Source organism: Achromobacter sp. Root83, assembly GCF_001428845.1.
Classification (GTDB): domain Bacteria; phylum Pseudomonadota; class Gammaproteobacteria; order Burkholderiales; family Burkholderiaceae_B; genus Achromobacter.
The window spans coordinates 322,809-343,252 of sequence record NZ_LMIU01000024.1 but is presented as its reverse complement, the minus strand read 5'-3'; the positions used below and the strand labels follow the sequence as shown (position 1 = coordinate 343,252).

Annotated in this window: 21 protein-coding genes; 11 read left to right on the top strand and 10 right to left on the bottom strand. The window is 67.4% G+C overall.

What is annotated here, in order from left to right:
* Nucleotides 1–8 precede the first annotated feature (8 nt).
* The 4 genes from ASE30_RS23140 to ASE30_RS23120 all read right to left on the bottom strand — a co-directional run bounded on the left by ASE30_RS23140 (nucleotide 9) and on the right by ASE30_RS23120 (nucleotide 5,203).
* Nucleotides 9–1,189, bottom strand: a protein-coding gene (locus ASE30_RS23140; RefSeq protein WP_156407740.1) for an IS3 family transposase whose coding sequence is annotated in 2 segments (ribosomal slippage) — nucleotides 9–934 and nucleotides 934–1,189 — 1,182 coding nt in all. Because the reading frame shifts where the segments join, the coding sequence is not laid out codon by codon here.
* A gap of 311 nt (nucleotides 1,190–1,500) precedes the next feature.
* Nucleotides 1,501–3,369 carry a dipeptide ABC transporter ATP-binding protein gene (locus ASE30_RS23130; RefSeq protein WP_156407744.1) on the bottom strand — a complete coding sequence of 623 codons (1,869 nt, stop codon included), beginning with the start codon at nucleotides 3,367–3,369 and terminating at the stop codon, nucleotides 1,501–1,503.
* A 14-nt stretch (nucleotides 3,370–3,383) separates the two neighbouring features.
* Nucleotides 3,384–4,262 (bottom strand): ABC transporter permease, encoded by an 879-nt coding sequence (locus ASE30_RS23125; RefSeq protein WP_057286606.1) that lies wholly within the window; start codon nucleotides 4,260–4,262, stop codon nucleotides 3,384–3,386.
* Nucleotides 4,259–5,203: an ABC transporter permease gene (locus ASE30_RS23120; RefSeq protein WP_057286605.1), complete on the bottom strand. Its 945-nt coding sequence runs from the start codon at nucleotides 5,201–5,203 to the stop codon at nucleotides 4,259–4,261. Before ASE30_RS23120 ends, ASE30_RS23125 begins: the two co-directional genes overlap by 4 nt.
* Between ASE30_RS23120 and ASE30_RS29200 the strand changes: the two genes are divergently transcribed.
* On the top strand, nucleotides 5,130–5,384 hold the full coding sequence (locus ASE30_RS29200; RefSeq protein WP_162259937.1) for a hypothetical protein: 255 nt from the start codon (nucleotides 5,130–5,132) through the stop codon (nucleotides 5,382–5,384). The two genes, ASE30_RS23120 and ASE30_RS29200, sit on opposite strands and share 74 nt — an antisense overlap.
* Here the strand turns inward: ASE30_RS29200 and ASE30_RS23115 are convergent.
* Entirely contained in the window at nucleotides 5,333–6,844 is a 1,512-nt protein-coding gene (locus ASE30_RS23115; RefSeq protein WP_057286604.1) for an ABC transporter substrate-binding protein, read from the bottom strand. The two genes, ASE30_RS29200 and ASE30_RS23115, sit on opposite strands and share 52 nt — an antisense overlap.
* A gap of 39 nt (nucleotides 6,845–6,883) precedes the next feature.
* Entirely contained in the window at nucleotides 6,884–8,512 is a 1,629-nt protein-coding gene (ggt, locus tag ASE30_RS23110) for a gamma-glutamyltransferase (RefSeq protein ID WP_057286603.1), read from the bottom strand.
* A 92-nt stretch (nucleotides 8,513–8,604) separates the two neighbouring features.
* Here ggt and ASE30_RS23105 point away from each other — a divergent pair, with 92 nt between their 5' ends.
* On the top strand, nucleotides 8,605–9,507 hold the full coding sequence (locus tag ASE30_RS23105; protein WP_057286602.1) for a LysR family transcriptional regulator: 903 nt from the start codon (nucleotides 8,605–8,607) through the stop codon (nucleotides 9,505–9,507).
* 143 nt (nucleotides 9,508–9,650) lie between these two features.
* Here the strand turns inward: ASE30_RS23105 and ASE30_RS23100 are convergent, their stop codons facing one another.
* From ASE30_RS23100 to ASE30_RS28660, 3 genes are read right to left on the bottom strand one after another with little or no spacing between them, the layout of a single operon-like run.
* Nucleotides 9,651–11,822 (bottom strand): phosphocholine-specific phospholipase C, encoded by a 2,172-nt coding sequence (locus tag ASE30_RS23100; protein WP_057286601.1) that lies wholly within the window; start codon nucleotides 11,820–11,822, stop codon nucleotides 9,651–9,653.
* Between the two features lie 35 nt (nucleotides 11,823–11,857).
* Nucleotides 11,858–12,037, bottom strand: a complete 180-nt coding sequence (locus ASE30_RS23095; protein ID WP_057286600.1) for a hypothetical protein — start codon at nucleotides 12,035–12,037, stop codon at nucleotides 11,858–11,860.
* 21 nt (nucleotides 12,038–12,058) lie between these two features.
* Nucleotides 12,059–14,026 carry an alkaline phosphatase family protein gene (locus ASE30_RS28660; RefSeq protein WP_082601693.1) on the bottom strand — a complete coding sequence of 656 codons (1,968 nt, stop codon included), beginning with the start codon at nucleotides 14,024–14,026 and terminating at the stop codon, nucleotides 12,059–12,061.
* Between the two features lie 319 nt (nucleotides 14,027–14,345).
* On the opposite strand from ASE30_RS28660, the gene ASE30_RS23085 reads away from it, so the two are divergent.
* A complete protein-coding gene (locus tag ASE30_RS23085; protein WP_057286599.1) occupies nucleotides 14,346–14,789 on the top strand; it encodes a hypothetical protein in 444 nt (147 codons plus the stop codon).
* Between the two features lie 104 nt (nucleotides 14,790–14,893).
* Here the strand turns inward: ASE30_RS23085 and ASE30_RS29055 are convergent, their stop codons facing one another.
* Nucleotides 14,894–15,055: a hypothetical protein gene (locus tag ASE30_RS29055; protein ID WP_156407739.1), complete on the bottom strand. Its 162-nt coding sequence runs from the start codon at nucleotides 15,053–15,055 to the stop codon at nucleotides 14,894–14,896.
* Between the two features lie 165 nt (nucleotides 15,056–15,220).
* Here ASE30_RS29055 and gspG point away from each other — a divergent pair, with 165 nt between their 5' ends.
* Genes gspG through gspN form a run of 8 tightly spaced genes read left to right on the top strand, consistent with a single transcriptional unit; the run spans nucleotide 15,221 to nucleotide 20,392 of the window.
* A complete protein-coding gene (gene gspG / locus ASE30_RS23080) occupies nucleotides 15,221–15,649 on the top strand; it encodes a type II secretion system major pseudopilin GspG (RefSeq protein WP_057286598.1) in 429 nt (142 codons plus the stop codon).
* Nucleotides 15,621–16,109 (top strand): type II secretion system minor pseudopilin GspH, encoded by a 489-nt coding sequence (gene gspH, locus ASE30_RS23075; protein ID WP_057286597.1) that lies wholly within the window; start codon nucleotides 15,621–15,623, stop codon nucleotides 16,107–16,109. Before gspG ends, gspH begins: the two co-directional genes overlap by 29 nt.
* Nucleotides 16,096–16,494 carry a type II secretion system minor pseudopilin GspI gene (gspI, locus tag ASE30_RS23070; RefSeq protein ID WP_057286596.1) on the top strand — a complete coding sequence of 133 codons (399 nt, stop codon included), beginning with the start codon at nucleotides 16,096–16,098 and terminating at the stop codon, nucleotides 16,492–16,494. Before gspH ends, gspI begins: the two co-directional genes overlap by 14 nt.
* Nucleotides 16,491–17,108 carry a type II secretion system protein J gene (locus tag ASE30_RS23065; protein ID WP_057286595.1) on the top strand — a complete coding sequence of 206 codons (618 nt, stop codon included), beginning with the start codon at nucleotides 16,491–16,493 and terminating at the stop codon, nucleotides 17,106–17,108. The genes gspI and ASE30_RS23065 overlap by 4 nt, the downstream gene beginning before the upstream one ends.
* The gene (gene gspK / locus ASE30_RS23060; RefSeq protein WP_057286594.1) at nucleotides 17,105–18,070 is read left to right on the top strand and encodes a type II secretion system minor pseudopilin GspK; all 966 of its coding nucleotides are present in this window, start codon (nucleotides 17,105–17,107) and stop codon (nucleotides 18,068–18,070) included. Before ASE30_RS23065 ends, gspK begins: the two co-directional genes overlap by 4 nt.
* Entirely contained in the window at nucleotides 18,067–19,059 is a 993-nt protein-coding gene (gene gspL / locus ASE30_RS23055) for a type II secretion system protein GspL (protein WP_057286593.1), read from the top strand. Before gspK ends, gspL begins: the two co-directional genes overlap by 4 nt.
* Nucleotides 19,056–19,643 (top strand): type II secretion system protein GspM, encoded by a 588-nt coding sequence (gene gspM / locus ASE30_RS23050; RefSeq protein ID WP_057286592.1) that lies wholly within the window; start codon nucleotides 19,056–19,058, stop codon nucleotides 19,641–19,643. Before gspL ends, gspM begins: the two co-directional genes overlap by 4 nt.
* Nucleotides 19,643–20,392 (top strand): type II secretion system protein N, encoded by a 750-nt coding sequence (gene gspN / locus ASE30_RS23045; protein ID WP_057286591.1) that lies wholly within the window; start codon nucleotides 19,643–19,645, stop codon nucleotides 20,390–20,392. Before gspM ends, gspN begins: the two co-directional genes overlap by 1 nt.
* Nucleotides 20,393–20,444 lie beyond the last annotated feature (52 nt).

Below are 20,444 nucleotides of genomic sequence, written 5' to 3'. Positions count from 1 at the left end.
TGTGGTGGTCAAGTTTTAGTGGACACCTGCATAGGTAGTTTTGGCGCTTGGCTGCGTTCATACGCAGCCGGTGCCCGATAGCCCAGCTTGGAGTGCAGCCGCTGGGGGTTGTAGAAGTTCTCGATGTAGTCCTGGATGTCGCGCTGTGCTTCAGTTCGAGTGGCATAACGGTTCTTCCAAAGGCATTCGACTTTCAGGCTCAAGAAGAAGCGTTCCATGACGGCGTTATCCCAGCAGTCACCTTTGCGGCTCATGCTGCATCGGATGCCGTGCTGCGCCAGCACGGCTTGATACTCCGCGCTGGCGTATTGGAAGCCCCGATCCGAGTGGAGTAACAGCCCTCGGGCGGGGTGACGCTGGCGGATCGCCATCTCCAGGGCCTGCCTAACCAGGGGCGTATGCGTGGTGGGTGCCGTTGCCCAGCCGACCACGCGGCGTGAGTAAAGGTCCAARACGGCGGCCAAGTAAAGCCAGCCCTGGGTTGTCTGGATATAGGTCACATCGGATACCCAGACGAGATTGGGTTGGTCCACGTCAAACTGTCGGTCCAGGACATTCTTGAACACCGGCTTACCTAGGCCGGCCACAGTGGTCACGACGAACCGGCGCTTCCATACTGGACGCAGTTGCGCTTGGCGCATCAGAGTGCGCACCCGATGCCGTCCAACTATGATTCCTTGGGCTCGTAGCGCATGGGAGATACGACGGCTGCCATAAGTGGATCCGCTAGCGCTAAAGGCCGCTGCGACATGAATCTGTTCACGCAACGCCTTCGGTCGCACCCGCCTGGTGCATCGGGCGTAGTAGCCAGAGCGGCTTACGCCGAGCACCCGGCAGATGTGGCTGACGTGATAGGCCTTCCGTTGCAAATGCGCCACCAGGGCAAAGCTCACTTGAGCTCGCGGGCAAAGAAGGCCGAGGCTTTTTTTAAGAGCTCGTTGTCCAACTTCGCTTGCCGCAGCTCGATCTCTAGCTCTCGGATGCGCTGTTGCTCAGGGGTGATTGGCTTGCCTGGTCCCCGCTTGCCCAGTAGGTCCGCCTCGTATTGAACCAGCCAGCGCCGTAACGCTGTCTCGCCAATCCCCACAGAGGCGCAGACTTCGGGCACGCTGAAACCCTTGTCCTTGACCATCCGAACAGCTTCCAGCTTGAACTCGGCTGTAAACACGCGTCTTCTAATCTTGGTCATGACCCACCTCCTAGGTTCAACCTAACTGGGTGTCTACCAAAATTAGACCACTACANATCCGAACAGCTTCCAGCTTGAACTCGGCTGTAAACACGCGTCTTCTAATCTTGGTCATGACCCACCTCCTAGGTTCAACCTAACTGGGTGTCTACCAAAATTAGACCACTACACAATCGTTGACCCTCGCTCGCCCCCGCCCCGGCGCCAGACGCGGCCCCAGAACCCCGCCCGGCACCAGCACCAGCACCAGCACCGGCAAAACCTAAAAACAGCAGCACACCGCCACCAGCAACAACCACCAGCCAGCCGCCTCAATAAACCCCAATGGCATGCCGCGCCACAAAATGCCCATCGCCCACCGCCACCAAAGGCTCGACCAACGGATCATCCCCCAGCTTGCGCATCGGACTCGGAATCTCATCCACCAGCAACGACCGCTCCCGATGCCGCCGTTGCGGATCCGCGATCGGCACCGCCGCCATCAGCTTCTTGGTATACGGATGCTGCGGATTCTCGAAGATCGCCCGGCGCGGCCCGATCTCCACGATCTGCCCCAGGTACATCACCGCCACCCGATGGCTCACCCGCTCCACCACCGCCATATCGTGCGAGATGAAAAGGAAAGACACCCCCAGCTCCCGCTGCAGGTCCAGCAGCAGATTCACGATCTGCGCCTGAATCGACACATCCAGCGCCGACACCGACTCGTCCGCGATCACCACCTTCGGGTTCAAGGCCAGCGCCCGCGCAATGCAGATACGCTGGCGCTGTCCGCCCGAAAACTCATGCGGATAGCGGTCGATCATCTCGGGCACCAGCCCGCACTTGTCCATCAGCCAGCGCACGCGGTCCTGCGCCGCGCGGCCGCGCGCCACGTTATGGATCAGCAGCGGCTCCATGATGGAATAACCCACCGTCATCCGCGGATCCAGCGACGCGAACGGATCCTGGAAAATGAACTGGATATGCTGGCGCAGCGTCTGCATCGCGCTGCCGCGCAACGCCCCGATGTTCTTGCCGTCGAACTCGATCGAGCCACTCTTGCTCTTCACCAATTGCAGCAAAGAGCGCCCCGTCGTCGTCTTGCCGCAGCCGGACTCGCCCACCAGCGACAGCGTCTCGCCGGGATACAGATCAAAACTTACCTTCTCGACCGCATGCACGCGCTTCTGCACCCGGCCCAGAATGCCGCCGGTGATGTCAAAACTGGTCGTCAGGTCCCGCACCTTCAGCACCGGACCGTTTTCACGGCGCACCGTCGACGCGGCCGCCACGGGACTGTCCACCAGCCCGGCCGGATCGGCCACGCGCGCGGCTTCCTCTACCTTCAGCAGCGGAAACGGCGCCGGCTCATCCGTGCCGTGCATCGCGCCCAGGCGCGGCACCGCCGACAGCAAAGCGCGGGTATAGGCGTGCTGCGGCCGCGCGAAGATCTCGTCCGAACCGCCCTCTTCCACCTTGTCGCCGCGGTACATCACCAGCACGCGGTCAGCCACCTCGGCCACCACACCCATATCGTGCGTGATGAAGATCACGCCCATGTCCATTTCTTCCTGGAGCTGGCGGATAAGCTGCAGGATCTGGGCCTGGATGGTGACATCCAGCGCCGTCGTCGGCTCGTCGGCAATCAATAGTTGCGGTTTGCACGACAAGGCCATCGCGATCATCACGCGCTGGCGCATCCCGCCCGACAACTGGTGCGGATAGCGGTCCAGGATGGCCCGCGCTTCCGGGATGCGGACGCGCTCCAGCATGCGCAGCGTTTCCGCCCGCGCGCCGGCCGCGTCCAGCCCCTGGTGTAGCTGCAGGGCTTCGGCGATCTGGTTGCCGGCCGTGAAGCTGGGGTTCAGCGAGGTCATCGGCTCCTGGAAGATCATGGCCACATCCGCGCCGCGCACACGCTGCAGCGTGGCGTCCTGCGCGTTGGCCAGGTCCAGCACATCGCCGCTGCGCCGCCGCAGCAGCATGCCGCCGTTGACGATCCGGCCGCCGCCGTACTCGACCAGCCGCATCAGCGCCAGCGAGGTCACGGACTTGCCCGAACCGGATTCGCCCACGATGGCCAGCGTTTCGCCGCGGTCCACATGGAACGAGACATTGCGCACCGCTTCCACCGTGCGCTCGGGCGTCTTGAAGCGCACGGTCAGGTCATTGACCTGCACGACGCGTTTGGGATCCATTGTTGCCATAGTGTTTACTTTTCCTGACGCGGATCGAGCGCGTCGCGCAGCCCGTCGCCCAGCAGATTGAAGCCCAGCACCACCAGGAAAATGGCGGACCCGGGGAAGATCGACATCCACGGCGCCTGGGTCATGAAATTCTTGGCCGTGTTCAGCATCGAGCCCCACGACGGCGTGGGCGGCTGCAGTCCCAGGCCAAGGAACGACAGGCTGGCCTCGGCGATGATGGCGGTGGCGATCGTGATGGTCGCCTGCACGATCAGCGGCGGCATCACGTTGGGAAACACGTGCCGCCCGATGATGCGCAGGTCTGACGCCCCCAGCGCGCGCGCGCTCTGGACGTAGTCTTCGTTCTTGACCGCCAGCACCTGCCCGCGCGTCAGCCGGATGAACTTGGGCGCGGCCGACACGCCGATGGCGATCATCGCATTGGTCAGGCTGGGCCCAAGGAAGGCGGCCAGCGCAATGGCCAGGATCAGGAACGGAATCGCCAACAGCGCCTCGGTGGCGCGCGAGATGATGCTGTCCGTCCAGCCGCCGAAATAACCGGCGGCCAGGCCGAACGGCACGCCCACGATCAGCGCGATCAGCACCGACACCAGGCCGGCCATCAACGAAGCGCGGGCGCCGTAGATCATGCGGCTGTAGATGTCGCGCCCCAGCTCATCCGTGCCCAGCCAGTAAGACGCGGACGGCGCCTTGCGGATGGTGGTGAAGCTGGTCTGCAACGGATCGTGGTTGGCGATCAGCGGGGCCAGGAGGGCCAGCAGAACGAAGAACAGCACGATGCCCAGGCCGAGCATCGCGATGTGGTTGCGCTTGAATTTGCCCCAGGCGCGATTGCGGCTGCGGGGCGGCGTGACGGCCGCGGCCGTTGCAGGAATTGCGCTCATGAGTGCCTCAGGCGGGGATTGACCAGGATGTACAGGATGTCGGCCAGCAGGTTCATCAGGATGAAGCCCACCGCCACGCAGAGCACCACGCCCTGCACCACCGCGTAGTCGCGCGTGAAGACGGCGTCGACCACCAGCTTGCCGAAGCCCGGGATCGTGAAGACCTGTTCGGTCAGCACGGCGCCCGCCAGCAGTTCGCCGAACAGCAGCGTCACCAGGGTGACAATCGGCATCAGCGCATTGCGCAAGGCATGGCGCAGCACCACGCGGCGTGGCGACACGCCCTTGGCACGGGCCGTGCGCACATAATCCGCGGACAGCGCTTCCAGCATCGACGACCGCGTATGCCGCATCAGGTAGGCGGCGATGGCGGTGGACAGCACCAGCGAAGGCATCAGCATGGTCTTGATCGACAGCCAGAAATCCTCGGACGGCGACACATATCCCGAGGCCGGCAGCAACTTCCACTGCACCGACACGACCATGATCAGGATGATGCCCAGCCAGAAATTCGGGATCGACATGCCGGACAGCGCGGCGATGTTGGCGCCCATTTCAATGGGCTTGCCCTTGCGCACGGCGGCGATGATGCCCATGGGTATGCCCACCAGCAGCGCGAAGAACATGGCCATGGCCGCCAGTTGCAGGGTCACCGGCAGCTTCTGCGCGATCAGCGTCGTGACGGGCACGTCGGTGCGCAGGGACTTGCCCAGGTCGCCTTGCAGGACCTGTCCGGCCCAGGCCGCGTATTGCATGGGCAGCGGGTCGTTCAAGCGGTATTTGTCGCGCAGATAGTCCAGCACGGCCGGATCGCGTTCTTCTCCGGCCAGGGTCAGCACCGGATCGCCGGGCAGGATTTTCTGCAGCATGAAGACGATCATCGACACCAGTATCAGTGTCGGTATCGCAACGATCACGCGGCGCAAGATGAGTTTAAGCATGTGGGAAACCGTAAAACAGGAACGGCGGACGGCGCCGGCCGGATTCGGCGCGACGCGCGCCCGCCGCAAAGAACAACCGGACGCGCAATGCGCGTCCGGCCAGCGCGGCGGCGAGCCGCCGCGCCATGATTACTTCTGGGCGAAGGTCACGCCCTTCAGGCGGATCATGCCGTCGGGGTAAGGCGTGAAGCCCTTGACCTTCTTGGCCATCACGAACGGCCACGGCTGGTAGTAGTTATACACCCCGGGCAGCTCGTCCTGGAGGATGGTCTGCGCCTGGTCGTAGATGGCGCGGCGCTTGGCTTCGTCCGGCACGGTCCGGGCCTGGTTCAGCAGCTTGTCCACTTCCGGGTTGCAGTAGTGGCCGTCGTTCAGCGCGCCCTTGCAGGTCACGAAGGCATGGATGTTGCCGTCGGGATCGACCCGGCCCGACCATCCCAGCATGACGATCTGGAAGTTGCCGCCCGAGGCTTCCTTTTGCAGCGCCGCATATTCGGTGGGACGCAGCGACAGGTCGAAGCCCGCCTCCGCCGCCATGGCCTGGACGATCTCGGCGATGGACGAGGTGGTGGTGTTGTTGCCGAACACCAGCTCGGCCTTCACGCGCTCAAGGCCCGCCTGCTTCAGCAGCGCCTTGGACTTGGCCACATCGCGCTGGGTCGGCGGGAACTTGTCGCTGTGATAGGGGCTGGCGGGCGGGAACGGCTGCTGGGCCGGTTCGAAAATGCCGCCGCCGGCCACGTCGTTGATCGCGTTGCGGTCCAGCGAAAGCTGGAACGCCTGGCGCACCAGCTTGTTCTTGAACGGGTTGTCTTCGGCGCGCTTGCCGTTGCCCACGTTGAACATGAACTGCTGAAAGCCCAGGCCCGCCACTGGCGCGAACGTCAGGCTGGCGTCGTTCTTGACTTGCGGCGCGTCGGAAGGATTCAGGCGCTCGAGCATGTCCAGGTCGCCGGCGCGCAGATTGGACAGGCGCACCGTGGTGTCGGGGATGGGCAGGAACGTCAGGCGTTTGAAGGCGTAGTCCTTGGCGTCGTAGTACTGGTCGAATTTATCCAGCACGATGCGGTCGTTCTGGATGCGTTCGACGAATTTGTACGGGCCCGAGCACACCGGCTTGCGGCCGACCGCGGCGACGTCGTCCGAGAAGGTCTTGGGCGACAGCATCATGCCGGCACGGTCGGACAACTGGGCCAGCAGGGTTGCGTCCGGTTCCTTCAGGGTCAGCACCAGCGTGCTGGCGTCCGGCGCGTCGACCTTCTCCACCGAGCGCAGTTCGCCCTTGCGCAGGCTGTCGGGCAAGGTCCTTGCGCGATCCAGGTTGGCCTTGGCCGCGGCCGCATCGAACTTGCTGCCGTCATGGAACAGCGCATCCTGGCGCAGCTTGAAGGTCAGCACCTTGTTGTCGTCGCTGAACGACCACGAGGTCGCCAGTTGCGGCACGAAGTGCAGCTTGGGGTCGATGTCCACCAGCTTGTCGCACAGCGACGTGAACACGATGCGGCCCACGTAGGTGCGCGCGCGGTGCGGATCCAGCACGTCCGGGTCTTCCTGGAGGCCGACACGCAGGTTCTGGGCGCTGGCGGCGCCCGCGGCCAGGGCCAGGAGGCTGGCGCCGAAGGTCATGGTCAAGCGTTTCATTGTGTTTGTTCCCCTTGTTGCTGCATTGAGCCGATATGCTTAAAAGCCTACCGCCTGGCCGTCGCGCCGGCTGTCGCTGGCGGCGACATAACCCAGTTCGTTGTCGTTTTCGGACATGCGCCAGATGAACTGGCCCGCGCCGAAGTCCATGTAGGGATCGTCAACGGACTTCAAAGCATGCCCGAGGTCCTTCAAGCCCGCAATGGTGGATGCCTTCATGTTGGTCTCGATGTCCAGCGTGAAGTCGCGGTTGACCTTCCAGCGCGGCGCGCAGCAGGCGGCCTGCGGGTTCTGGTGGTAGTCGATCATGCGGACCACGGTCTGCATGTGGCCTTGCGGCTGCATGTCGCCGCCCATCACGCCAAAGCTCATGACCGGCTTGCCGCCTTGGGTCAGGAAGCCCGGGATGATGGTGTGGAACGGGCGCTTGCCGCCTTCGACCACGTTGGCCGACTTGGGATCCATCGAGAAGCCCACGCCGCGGTTCTGCATGCTGATGCCTGTGCCGGGCACGACCACGCCCGACCCGAAGCCCATGTAGTTGGACTGGATGAACGAAATCATCATGCCGTTTTCATCGGCGGCGGTCAGGTAGATGGTGCCGCCGGCATGCGGGCGGCCGGCCTCGAAATGGGTGGCCTGATCCAGGCGGATCAGCTTGGCGCGGCTGTCCAGGTAAGCGTCCGACAGCATCTGCTCGGGGGTGACCTGCATGGCGCGCGGGTCGGCCACGTACTTGTACAGGTCGGCGAACGCCAGCTTCATGGCTTCGATCTGGATGTGCTGCGACTGCACCGAATCCACCGGAATATCAGACATATCGAAGCGTTCGACGATGCCCAGCGCGATCAGCGCGGCGATGCCCTGGCCGTTCGGCGGGATTTCGTGCAGCTCGTAGCCACGGTAGGACTTGGAGATCGGCTTGACCCATTCCGGGCGGTAGCCGCGCAGGTCTTCCAGCGTCATCGCGCCGCCACATTCCTTGCTGAAGGCGGCGATGCGTTCGGCCAGTTCGCCTTCGTAGAAGTCACGGCCCTTGGATTCGGCGATGCGGCGCAGCGTATTGGCGGCATCGGGGAAACGGAAGTGTTCGCCGACCTTGGGCGCGCGGCCCTCGGGCAGGAAAGCCTGGGCATAGCCCGGCTGCGACTTCAGTTCTTCGGCGGCGGCGGCCCATTTGTGCGCCACCACCGGCGGCACGGCATAGCCGCGCTCGGCGATCTCGATGGCGGGTTCGAACAGTTGTTCGAACGGCAGCTTGCCCAGCTTTTCGTGCAGCGACGCCCAGCCGGCCACCACGCCCGGCACCGTCACGGCGTCCCAGCCGCGCTTGGGCTGGATCGCCAGGCCGTCGGGGCCCGTGCCGTACTTGCGCTTGAAGTATTCGGTGTTCCACGCGGCGGGCGCCACGCCCGACGAGTTCAAGCCATGCAATTCCTTGCCATCCCAGACGATGGCGAAGCAGTCGCCGCCCAGGCCGCAGGAAACGGGTTCGACCAGGACGATCGTGGCAGCGGCCGCGATGGCGGCGTCCACGGCGTTGCCGCCCTTGAGCAGCATGCGCAGCCCCGCCTGAGCCGCCAGCGGATGCGACGTGGAGACCACGTTGCGGGCAAACAGCGGGATGCGAACGGAAGGATACGGGTTGCCCCAGTCGAAGGATTTCATGTGGCTTGTCTCATAAGGTTAAGCGGGCGAAGTTACTCTCGTGCTCTAATTAAATCAATTTGATTTTTTGTTCCGTCATAAAAGAAAATTTTATGAGTACGATCCGATTTCTGCGCACGTTTCTGGCCGTCGCCCACCACGGTTCCTTTTCGGAAGCCGCCGAGCAGGTAGCCCTGACCCAGGCCGCCGTCAGCTTCCAGATGCGCTCGCTGGAGGCCGAGCTGGGCCGCGAACTGTTCGACCGCAGCGGCCGCCTGGCCATCCTGAACGCGGCCGGGCGGGAATTGCTGCCGGAAATCAAACACTTGCTGGATTTATACGACAAGATGAGGCTGCCCAGCACGGTGCCGGGCGAACTGGCCGGATCCGTGTCGGTGGGCAGCATCGTGTCCTGCATGGGCACCCTGTCCAAGGTGATCTCGGGCCTGAAGAAGGCGCACCCCAAGCTGGACGTGCGCATCCTGTCCGGCAAGGCCAGCGAGCTGGCGGGCAAGGTGGAAGACGGGGAGCTGGACGCGGCGTTCCTGGTCGAAGCCGGCCGCAAGATGGCCAGCACCCGCTGGACCCCGCTATATGAAGAACCGATGGTGGTGATCGCGCCGCGCTCGGCGACGGGCGAGAATGCGCGCCAGGTGCTGGCGGGCAATCCCTTTCTCCGCTTTGACCGCACCCAGCGCACCGGGCTGCAGATCGACCGGCTGCTGCGGCGGCTGGCGGTGCCGCTCAATGAATTCCTGGAACTCAACGCCATCGAGACGCTGGTGGAACTGGTCCGCCAGGAAGTCGGCGTGACGCTGCTGCCGCTGATCAACGGCTCCAACTGGCAGCACAGCCCCGAGCTGCGGATTCTCTATCTGCCGGACGACCTGGGTCCGCTATCGCGCGCCATCGGCATGCTGGAACGCCGGGAACACGCCCGCCAGGGCATCACGGCGGCGATCTGCGAAGCCTGCGCGGCGGCCTTCCGGCCTCGCGAGCCGCATAGCGCGATCTAGCGTCCCTAGCGCTACCGAGCGTTGCCGAGCGCGCCACCTAGCGTTGCCTGGCGCCGCCAGGCGCCGCGTGTGGCGCCCCCGCGCGCCGCGCAACGCCCTACCGCCCGCGCGCGCCGCAACCGGCCACGCGCGGACCGTGGCGTTTACCCGCCCATCGCCGGGTCCGTCACCGACGCGCTGCCGGTTTCCACGCGGCCGGCAAAGCGGCGCTGCCAGGCCGGATCCTCGGCCAGGCGCGCCGTGAAGTCATACCAATGGCCGCTGCCTTCCAGCGCCCAATGCTGTTCGACCCGGCTTCCGGGCGGCACGGTGAATGACCAGCGCTCGTGGTTGCTGTAGTAGGCGTTGGGCGTGACTTCGAAGGTGCACGGCGCCTTGCCGCCATTGATGAAGCTGACATAGACGTCGCCGTTGGCGATGTCGTAGCAGACGCGGATTTCGGGATCCAGTTCGGCAGTGCGCGCCAGCGCCAGGTCGCCCGTGAAATGGCGGTGATAGCCGTTGGGGCCCAGCACCCACAGGTCGTACTTGCCGCCGTCGGCCGCCGTGTCCCAGCTTCCTTCGAGCTGCTTGTCGGGCTCGACGGTATAGCGGCGCGGCCGGCGGTCCAGATGCAGGCGGTCATAGACGTGGAACACGGCAGCCTGCTTGCCGGTATTGGAAAACACCAGCCACATGTTGCCGGTGCTGGACTGGCCGCGGCCGCTGGTGTGCAGCTCGTAGGGCAAGGCGCGCGAAGGACGCACCCCCTTTTCCTGCACCGGTCTGGCCTGGGTGGACGGATCCGGCAAGGGCACGGCGGTCAGCGCTTCCTGGGCGGTGCGTTCCAGGTCCGACTCCGTGCGGGTCAGCAGATTCAGGTCGGGCAGCGTCCCGTCGTTGGGCGTGGCGAAGTTGAACGCCGAGGTCAGGTCGCCCAGCACGGCGCGGCGCCACGGGCTGATGTTCTCTTCCTTCACGCCGAAGCGGGCTTCCAGGAAGCGCAGCACCGACGTGTGGTCGAACGCCTGGGAGTTGACCCAGCCGCCCCGGCTCCACGGCGACACCACGTACATGGGCACGCGCGGGCCCGGGCCGTAGACCCGGTTGTCGGCGATGTCCTGGGCGGAGTTGTGCGTATGGCGCTCCAGGTCGGTGTTGACCGTGGAGGCGCCGGCCATCGAGCCATCGTCGTTCAGCGATGGCGCGGCGGGAGACGGCACATGGTCGAAGTACCCGTCGTTCTCGTCGAAATTGATCAGCAGGACGGTCTTGCTCCAGACGTCCGGGTTGGCCGTCAACGCGTCCAGGGTTTCCTGGATGTACCAGGCGCCCTGCACCGGGCTGGACGGGCCGGGATGCTCCGAATAGGTCGCGGGGGCCACGATCCACGACACTTGCGGCAAGGTGCCATTGGCGGCGTCGTCGCGCAGCGCCTGCAGGAAGCCGCCGTCCGGCATGGTATTGGCCGTGCCCTTGTACAGCGGGTTGGCGGCGTCCATGCTCGGCGTCCAGGCCGGGTATGGCGAACCGTTGGCGGCGTTGCCCGCCAGTTCGTTGGCGCGCCGGTATTGCTGGAAGCCGGCAAGCGAGTTGTCGCCGAAGTTCTCCGGCAGGTTCTGATAGACCTTCCAGGTGACGCCGTTTTCCTGCAGGCGCTCGGGATAGGTCTTCCAGGTCCATCCCGTGGTTGACGCGCCAAGGCCGTCCCATTGATTGCGGGTGGACGGGCCATTGCCCTGGGCCAGCGGGTCGTTGGTGCCGGTCCAGAGGAACAGGCGGTTGGTATTGGTGCCGCCGTTCGTGGAACAGTGGTAGGCATCGCACAGCGTGAAGGCGTCGGCCAGCGCGAACTGGAACTCCACCTCTTTCTTGCGGTAGTAGCCCATGGACTGGTTCTGCTTGTAGCGCGGCCATTGGTACATGCGGCCGCCGTCCCAGGCCATCTGCGCGTCCACGTAGTCGTGCGGCGTGCCGGCCACGCGCTGGGCGTTGCCCTGCGTGCTGTCCAGGTGGTACGGCATCACGACGCGCGTGCCGTTGGTCTGTTCCCAGACCGAGCGGTTCTGCGGCAGCGGAATGGTGATGCGGTCACCGTAGCCGCGCACCCCCTTGAACGTGCCGAAGTACATGTCGAACGAGCGGTTCTCCTGCATCAGGATGACCACGTGCTCGACGTCGTTGATGGTGCCGGTGCGGTTGTTGGCGGGAATCGCCAGCGCGCGGCGGATCGCCGGCGGGAACATCGACAGCGCGGTCAGGCCGGCGGTGGAGGCGGCGGCGTTGCGCAGGAAGCGGCGCTTGCCGGCGTGGATCGGATCTTTTTCGGACTTCACGGGTTCTTTTCCTAGGAATCTGAAGGAAACGCGGCTCAGGGCGCGCAGCGCAGTTCGGGCTTGGCGGGCGCGGGCGGCGCGGGCGTCGGCGTGCCGGGCTGTTCGCCGTCGCCGGAGGAATCGCCGTCGTCGCCGCCGCAGGCGGCCAGGGTGGCGGTCAGCATCAGCACCGCGCCGGCGCGCAGAAGACCGCGCAAGATCATCGACTTACTCATGGTTTGTCTATCCTTGGGACATCAGGGAAATAGTTCGGAGACGGACCTGCCGGACATCGCCAGGGACTTCACTTCGTCCTCGGTCAAGGCCCGCGACCAGAAGGCCAGGTCGTCGAAAATCATCGTGTACGGGCCCTTGGTGCCGGCGCAGCAGATGCCGTAGGTGCCCTTGCCGTCTTCGTTCAGGCCGATATGCGGACCGAACAGGCCGGCGATCTGCGCCAGGTTGACCGTGGCGGTGCCTTTGAACAGGCGCGTGAACCCCAGCTCGCTGTCGTACCGGTAGGCCACCATGCTCTTGGCCGTCTTATCCACGGTCATGGCGATGTACACCGGCTTGTTGGGCGTGAACTTCACGCCTTCGATGTCCACCCGCGAACCGCCCGCCAGGTTGAAGCGCAGCTCGGGCCCCGCCCACTGGGCGATGGTGATGCCGGGATTGGCGCCGGAGTTGTAGTCCTTGTTGCCCAGGATCGAACGGTCGTTGGCGGTGCCGTCGGACTGATACCAGAAGCCGATGGTGAACGCCTGCACGCTGTCCAGAAGGCCGGCCGGGTAATCGAGCTTGAAGGCGCCCAGCGCGGCCGAGCCGCGCTCGTTCCTGAAGCTCTTGCCATACACGCCCGGGTCGGCGTAGGCCGGCGCCTGCGTGCCGTCATAAGGCGTGATCGCGCCGCCGCCCGCGGCCACGTCGGTCACGTTGCCGTCGAAGGGGAAGAACATCGTCAGGCCGGTGCGCAGCGAGGGCAGCAGCACCACGGGCTTGGCATAGACCACGCTGGCGCGCGCGGCGCTGAGCGCCCGGCCCGCCGATACGCTGTAGTTCAGCGCATGCACGCCCTCGGTGTCGAACGTAAAGCCCGTGTCGACATACTCCGTGGCGGTGCCCGGCAGGCGCGCGACTTCCACGCCGTCGCGGCTGACCACGATTTCGCCGTCGGGCTCTCCGACGCGCACCCAGCTCACCGTCACGCTCTTGTTATCCATGGACGTGCGGGTGGCGACGCGGCGCAGGGCCAGCGCCTGCGTCAACGACGTGCCCGCCATGTCGTAGGCGGCCGGACCGGGCAGCGCCTTCAGGTGCGCCAGCAGCGTCGGCGCCACGTCGGCGGCGCCGGGCAGCGCGTACCAGTTGTTGTCCCACAGGCCGTCGAACGAGGCGTCGTCCGCGCTGCCGCCCAGCAGCGCCGGCTGGTTGGCGGCCAGCAGGATGGTCTTGTTGGAAGAAAACGGCAGGCCGTCGCTGGCGCCTGTCTTGCCCAGGCCGTGGCTGGACGCCACCAGGATCAGCCAGTTCTCGCCGGGATGGGCGGCGCGGCGGTCGGCGATCTGCCGGGCCAGCTCGCCGATGGCGGCGTCGGTCTGGTGGATGACGGCGTCATAGGTCGAGCCGAAGCCGCTTTCGGCGGCGGCGCGCTGCGGCGCGCCAAACTGCGCCACCACCATGTCGTAGCCTTCCGTGATGCGGTCGCGAGCCTGCGCCGCGACGCAATCGTCCACCCCGGCGCAGTCCGTCAGGGATTGCAGATAGCCCGCGTCGCGGTCGCTGCCGGCCAGGCTGGCCAGCAAGGTCGAGCTGAAGGCGCCGGCGCTGCGGGCCTGGGGCTGCGCGGCCTTGATGCGCTGGAACATGCTGGGCGCCTTCATCGCCTGGCCCGGCGCGTTGGACCGCACGCCATGCGTATCGGCCCACTGGCCCGTCAGCAAGGTGGCCCATCCCGGCACGATCAGCGTGGGCTGCTGCGTGGCTTCGCCGGTCACGCCGCCCGTCCAGGCGCGGGTGGCGGTCAACTGCGCGATGTTCGGCAGCGACTTGTCAGCCACGCCACGGCGCAGCGCGTCATAGGTCAGGCCGTCGACGCCCACGAACAACACCTTGCCGACGGCGGCCTGGCCGGGTTCGGTCACCGGGGGCGACGGCGGGCCGGCGTCCGCGTCGTCATCGTCGCTGCCTCCACAGCCGGCCAATGCGCTGGCAGCGAGCAACATGGCGCACCACCTTCTCCAGTTCAGTGTTTGCATTGCTTCTCTTCTCTTGTCATGTACAGGGTCTTACGCTGGCCGACATGGTGGCCGCCCAAGGTGAAAGACCCGTGAAGCAAAGAAGAGAAACCTTGATCGACGGATCAGGATTCTTTTGCGCACGATTCGGCGAATGAAAGGGGCAAAGGCCCCGAGCCCCGCGCGCTGCGCGTGCTTTCCGTCCCGAGCGGGGGTGCATTTTTTTCTGGGGTAAGCGAAATGCAGGCCTGTCATGAAAGGCCGCTATAGTCGGGCGCGTCGTCCTGTTCCACTACGGTTTGCGCCCATGCCCCTGTCCTTGCGTTTCACCCTGCTTTCGGCGCCCGCCGCGCTGCGCGCCCTTGCCGTGCTGGCGCTTGCCGCGGGCCTGGGCGTGTGGGCGTCGATCCTGCTTGCCCCCCGCCCCGGCCCCCTGCCCCCCGCCGTCTCGGCCGGCGCGCCGCGCGCGGCCGACAACACGCCGGTGGCGTTGTGGTTCGGGAAGGACGAGGTGATGCGCACGCAGATCAGCGTGCTGGGCGTGATTGCCGCCGGCCCCGATGGCGCGGCGGTGCTGAGCGTGGACGGCGGACCGCCGCTGGCGTGGCGCGCCGGCGCCGAAGTGGCGCCGGGCATCGTGTTGCGGGATATCGCCGCGGATGGGGTTACGGTCGAGCAGTCGGGGCGGGTGAGCCGCCTGGCAACGCCGGCGTCGCAAGCCGCGCCCCCGGGGATATCGCTAGCGAAGTGAGGCGGCGCGCGGCAAGCCTGATGGGTGTGGCGCCGCGCCCTTTCGCCGGGCAGGCGCCGGCGGTTGCAATGCCGGCGGCGCCCGTCTTGTTCAAGCGCCTGGGATCAGCGCTTGCGTCCCGCGGGGCGGCCCATCTGCTTGCGGCCAGCCGCGTTGCCCAACGCCGCGCCCACCGGCTTCTTGTTGGCGGCAGCCAGCTTCTTTTGCTGGAGCGCCTTTTCCACCAATGCGGCCATCCCCGTCGAAGACTTCTCTTTTGTAGCCATTACCGCTCCTTGTAGAAGGCCCATGGTAGCAGGAGCGGCCATTCTCCCCGCGCGGCGCGCGTTCCGGCCGGCGGACAGGCTTGCCGCGTTTGTCCGCGCGTGTGCATTACTGTCATATTTCATGTCCACAATCCCGGGCTTCTACTGAAAGACCGGAGTTGTAAAGTGCGCCAGTTACCGCGGGGACTCGCCCGCCAGCAAGGCTTCACCCTGATCGAGATCATGGTGGTGATTGTGATCATGGGGATTCTGGCCGCGCTGATCGTGCCGCGCGTGCTGGACCGTCCCGACCAGGCCCGCCAGGTCGCCGCGCGCCAGGACATCGCCGGCATCATGCAGGCGCTCAAGCTGTACCGCCTGGACAACGGCCGCTATCCCAGCACAGCGCAGGGCCTGCGCGCGCTGGCGCAAAAGCCCGATGGCGCGGCCAACTGGCGCGGCTACCTGGACAAGCTGCCGAACGACCCCTGGGGCCATCCCTACCAATACCTGAGCCCCGGCGTCAAAGGTGACGTCGATGTCTTCTCATTCGGCGCGGACAACAAGCCCGGTGGAGAAAACGGCGATGCCGACATCGGTTCGTGGGAACTCTGAACGCGGCTTCACGCTGGTCGAAGTCCTGGTGGTGCTGGTGATCGTGGCCATCGCGGCCAGCATGGTGAGCCTGTCCGTCGGCCGCGGCGAAAACCGCCTGCGCGGCGATGCCCAGCGTCTGGCCGACGCGTTCACCGTGGCGCAAAGCGAGGCCCGCAGCGACGGCCGGCCGATACGCTGGCTTGCCGGCGCCCAGGGCTGGTCGTTCGAACGCCGCGGACGCCCGCCGGGCCCCAGTGCAGAAGAAGATGTGCCGGTGCCCGCCGACCGCCTGGAGCGCGACGACGTGCTGCGTCCGCAAACCTGGTCGGACGGCCCGGTCGAACTGCGGCTGAATCCGGACCGCCCCCTGATCTTCAATACGGAATGGGTCGCGGCGCCGCTCACGCTCACCCTGCGCGCGGGGGACACCCGCGTCGTTCTTGAGCGCGACGCGTCCGGACGCTATGAAATACGCTGAACCGCCGCGCCGCAAGGGCCGCGAACGCGGCTTCACGCTGATCGAAGTGCTGGTGGCACTGGCCATCATCGCAGTGGCGATGGGCGCCGCCCTGCGCGCCACCGGCGTGATGGCGGCAAACAACCGCGCCCTGCAGGACAAGGCGCTGGCCTTGCTGGCCGCGCAGAATGCGTTGACGCAGCTCCGCCTTGAGCCAACGCTGCCACGCGCGGGGTCGCGCAGCGTGCCCTGTCCGCAAGGAGGCCTGGCGCTGGAGTGCGAACTGGTCTTCACCAATTCCATGAACCGCAGCTTCCGGCAGGTCTCCGTCAAGGTCCACGACGGCGCCGCCCCGCGCGGCGCCATCCTGCTGCAACTGGACGGCCTGCTGTCCAGCCTGCGATGACGATGCGCCGCCTTCCCCGGCCGCGGGCCCAAGCCGGCTTCACCCTGATCGAAGTGCTCGTGGCGCTGGCGCTGATGGCGCTGGTCAGCCTGATGGCGTGGCGCGGCCTGGCCGGTGTGTCCGGCGCGCGCGACCGGATCGAGGCGCAGGCCGAAGACACCGACGCCATCGTCCGCACGCTGGGGCAGATGGCGCGCGACGTCGAACTTTCCTATTCGGGCCCTCCATTCGACTCCGCCGGCCAGGATGCCCTGGCCTTGACCAGCGGCCTGCGCCTGCTGCGCCGGGCGGCCGGCGGCCAGACCCTGGAAGTCCTGCGCCCCGACCCGGACGGCAATGGGCTGTGGCAGCGTGTGCAATGGCAGATCCGGCCGGACGGATTATGGCGCGCCGGCGGTCCGTCCGCGCCGCGCAGCCCTCTGCCCAGCGTGGATAGCGGTGTTCTGCTGCTGCCGGACGTGCGCACGCTGACGCTGCGCGCATGGGTTCCCGGCGTGGGCTGGGCCAACACGGACACATCCTTCGCCGCCGCGCCGACGGGCCTGGAAATCACGCTGGAACGCGGCCCCGCCGACAGCGGGCAGCGCTATACCCGCGTCCTGGAACTGCCATGAACCGCGCCGGCCAGCCCCGCAACACGTCGCGCGAACGCGGCGCGGCCGTCGTGAGCGCGCTGATCGTCGTCGCCATCGTGGCGGCGCTGACCACCAGCCTGTTCCAGCGCCAGACCGCCAGCACCCGCCGGGTGGAAAACGAAATGTCCCGCGTGCAGGCGCGCGCCATGCTGGCGGGCGGCATGGACTGGGCGCGGCTGGTGGTGCGCGACCACGCGCGGCGCGAACCCACCACCCGCGGCGACCAGATCTGGGCCACGCCCGTGCTCGATACCCGCATCGAACGTCCGGACGATGACCGGGTCGCCGTGTTTTCCGGACGAGTGCAGGACGAACAAGGCAAGTACAACCTGTACAACCTGGCGCGCAACGGCGTGCCGCTGCCGGAACAGGAAGCCGTGTTGCGCCGGCTGCTCAACACGCTGCAGTTGCCTGACACCGTGGCGCCCCGCCTCATCGACATCATGGCCGCCGCCCAGCCTCCGGTGGCCGTTGCCGCCCCGTCTTCCGAGCCCCCCGGCCAGCCCCGCGCCACGCCCGATGCGCGGGCGCCGCTGCCGCGCGGCGTCGACGAAGTGGCCGCGCTGCTGGGTTTGGAGCCGCCCGCGCGCGACGCCCTGCGCCGCACGATGACGGTGCTGCCCGCGGCCACCAGCGTCAATGTCAACACCGCGCCCGCCGAGGTCCTGGCCGCGCTGGTGCCAGGCCTGTCTCTGGGGCAGGCGCGCGCCATGGCCGGCGAGCGCGACCGCGGCAACTGGTTCAACAATAGCGGCGATTTCGCCAACCGCCTGGCGGGCACGGGCGTCAAGACGGCGGCGCCCGCCGTGGCCACCTCCAGCGGCTGGTTCCTGGCCAGCGGCACCGTGGTCTACGAACGGGCCCGCGTCTCCATGCAAGCCCTGCTGCGCAGCGCGCCGCCGGCCGCGCCCGACACGATCTGGACAAGAGAGATTCCTTGAAAAACACACTGCGCATCGCGCTGCCCGCCCTGGCCGAATTCAGCGCCGACTCGCCCCTGCGCTACGCCTGGTTCGACGGGCGCGGGCGCTGCGCGCGGCAAGGCGAACTGGCTCTGCAGGCCATGGGCCATGCCTACCCGCACGCGGCCTGCGAGGCGGTCCTGCATCCGTCGGACGTCATCGCCACCACCGTGCAGATTCCGGGGGTGGCGCGCGCACGCTTTGCCGCCGCCGTTTACAGCGCGCTGGAACCGCTGGTGCTGAGCGACCTGGACGCGCTGGCCATCGGCCATGGCCCGCGCGCCGCGGACGGCTCCGTGCCGCTGGCATGGTCGCCGCGCGAGCCCGTCCGGCGCGCCTGGGGCCTGCTCAACGCGCATGGATTGCGCGCCCGCGCCCTCATCGCGCCGCAAACGCTGGCGCCGGAAACGTCCGCGCCCCTGCGCGACCCCGCCGATCCGCGCTGGCTTGCGCCCTCGCCGTCATGGTCGCTGGCCATGCCCCAGTTGGCGCCGGCGCGCGTGTCGCGCTGGCGTCCCGCATGGCGCTGGAGCGCCGCCGCGGCCGTCGTATGGATTGCCGGGCTGAACATCCATGCGGCGCGCCTGCAAGACGAAGCGGACGCCCTGCGCAATGGCATGCGCGAGCAGGTGCTGGCCGCGTTTCCCGACCTGCCCGTCGTGCTGGACCCAGCCCGCCAGGCGCAGCAGGGCCTGGATGCGCTGCAGGCCAATCGCGGCGCCGCCAGCGCCGGCGACTTCCTGCCGCTGGCCCGCGCCGCCGCCCAGGCGCTGCCGTTCGCCGCCGACAAGGTGGCCCGCCTGAGCTATGCGGACCAGGCCCTGACGCTTCAGCTTGCCGACGCGGGCGAACCGTCCCAGCGCGTCGCCGAAACGCCCGCGCTGATCCAGCAGGCGGCCGCCCTGGGCCTCAAGCTGGAACGCGCCGACACCGACAACACCTGGCGCATCGTGCGCAATCAACCATGACTTTCCCGCTTCGCCTGCAAACCGTGTGGCTGTCCGTCCGCAAATCCCTGGAGCCCGCGCTGGCGCGGGCCCATCGGCGCTACCAGGCGCTGGCCCCGCGCGAACGGCGTCTGGTCGCCGGCGCCGCCCTGCTGCTGGGCGCGGCGACGGTCTACGTCGGCCTGATCGAGCCGCCGCTGAACGCCTTGCGCAAGGCGCAGGCCGAATTGCCCGCGCTACGCGCCCAGGCCGCCGCCGTGGCCGACCTGACGGCCCGGGCGGCCGCGTTGCGGCAGCGGTCCGCCACGCCCGCCGGCGCCCTGCCCGGCGCGGACGAGCTGTCGGGCAGCCTGGAACGCGCGGGGCTGCCCAGTGGCCTATGGGCCCTGGGCAAGCCGGAGTCGGGCGAAGGCGTCGAATTGACGCTGAGCCAGGCGCCTTCATCCGCGCTGCTGCGCTGGCTGGACGGGGCCGGCCGCGACTGGGGCCTTGCGGTCACGCAAGTGGATCTGACCCGGGCCGCCAATGCCAACGGCCGGCCTCTGCCGGGCCTGGTCAACGGCAAGGTCACGCTTGCACTTCCACAATCCGGGGGCCGCCGCTGATGCGCGCGCGCCTTCCTTCCGGCCGCGCCGCCGCGTTGCTGCTGGCTGGCGCGGCCTGCGCCGCGGCCGCGGGCGCCGCCGTCCTTCCGGCTCGCTGGCTGCTGGCCATACTGCCGGCCGATACGCCCGTCACGCTGGCCGACGCCAGCGGAACGCTGTGGCGCGGCAGCGCCTGGGTCGCACTCGGCGCCCCCGGCGCGCGGCGCGTGCTGCCGCAGCCCGTCCAATGGCAATGGCGCTGGGATCCGATCAGCCTGGAGATCGTGCACCCCTGGCTGCAAGGCCCGCTGCGGGCGCGCGTGGGCTGGAATGGCGTGTCGGTGCCGGCGCAGTCCTTGCGCGTGCCCGCGTCCGTGCTGCCCGCGCTGGGCGCCCCGTGGAATACGCTTGCCCCGCAAGGCATGCTGGAAATCGATTGGCAGCCGCTGCGCCTGGGCGCGCCGTTGCCGCCGGGCACCATCGCAGACCTGCGCTGGCGCAATGCCGCCACCGCGCTGACGCCGCTGACACCCATCGGCACCTATCTGCTGCGCGTGCAAGGCGCCAAGAACGGCGCCACGCTGGCCCTGACCACGGAAAGCGGCCTGCTGAGCGTCACGGGCCAGGGCAGCGCGACCGGCCGCGGCGTGCGCTTCCAGGGCCAGGCGACCTTTGCCCCGTCGGCCAGCGAGGCGGACCGCGCCGCGCTGGACGGCCTGCTGTCCACGCTGGGCCGCCGGTCGGACGACATCACGACATTCGGGACCTGAAGCCAAGGCCGATCCGAGCGCCGCGAGCGCCTGGATCGGCGTCGATGACGCG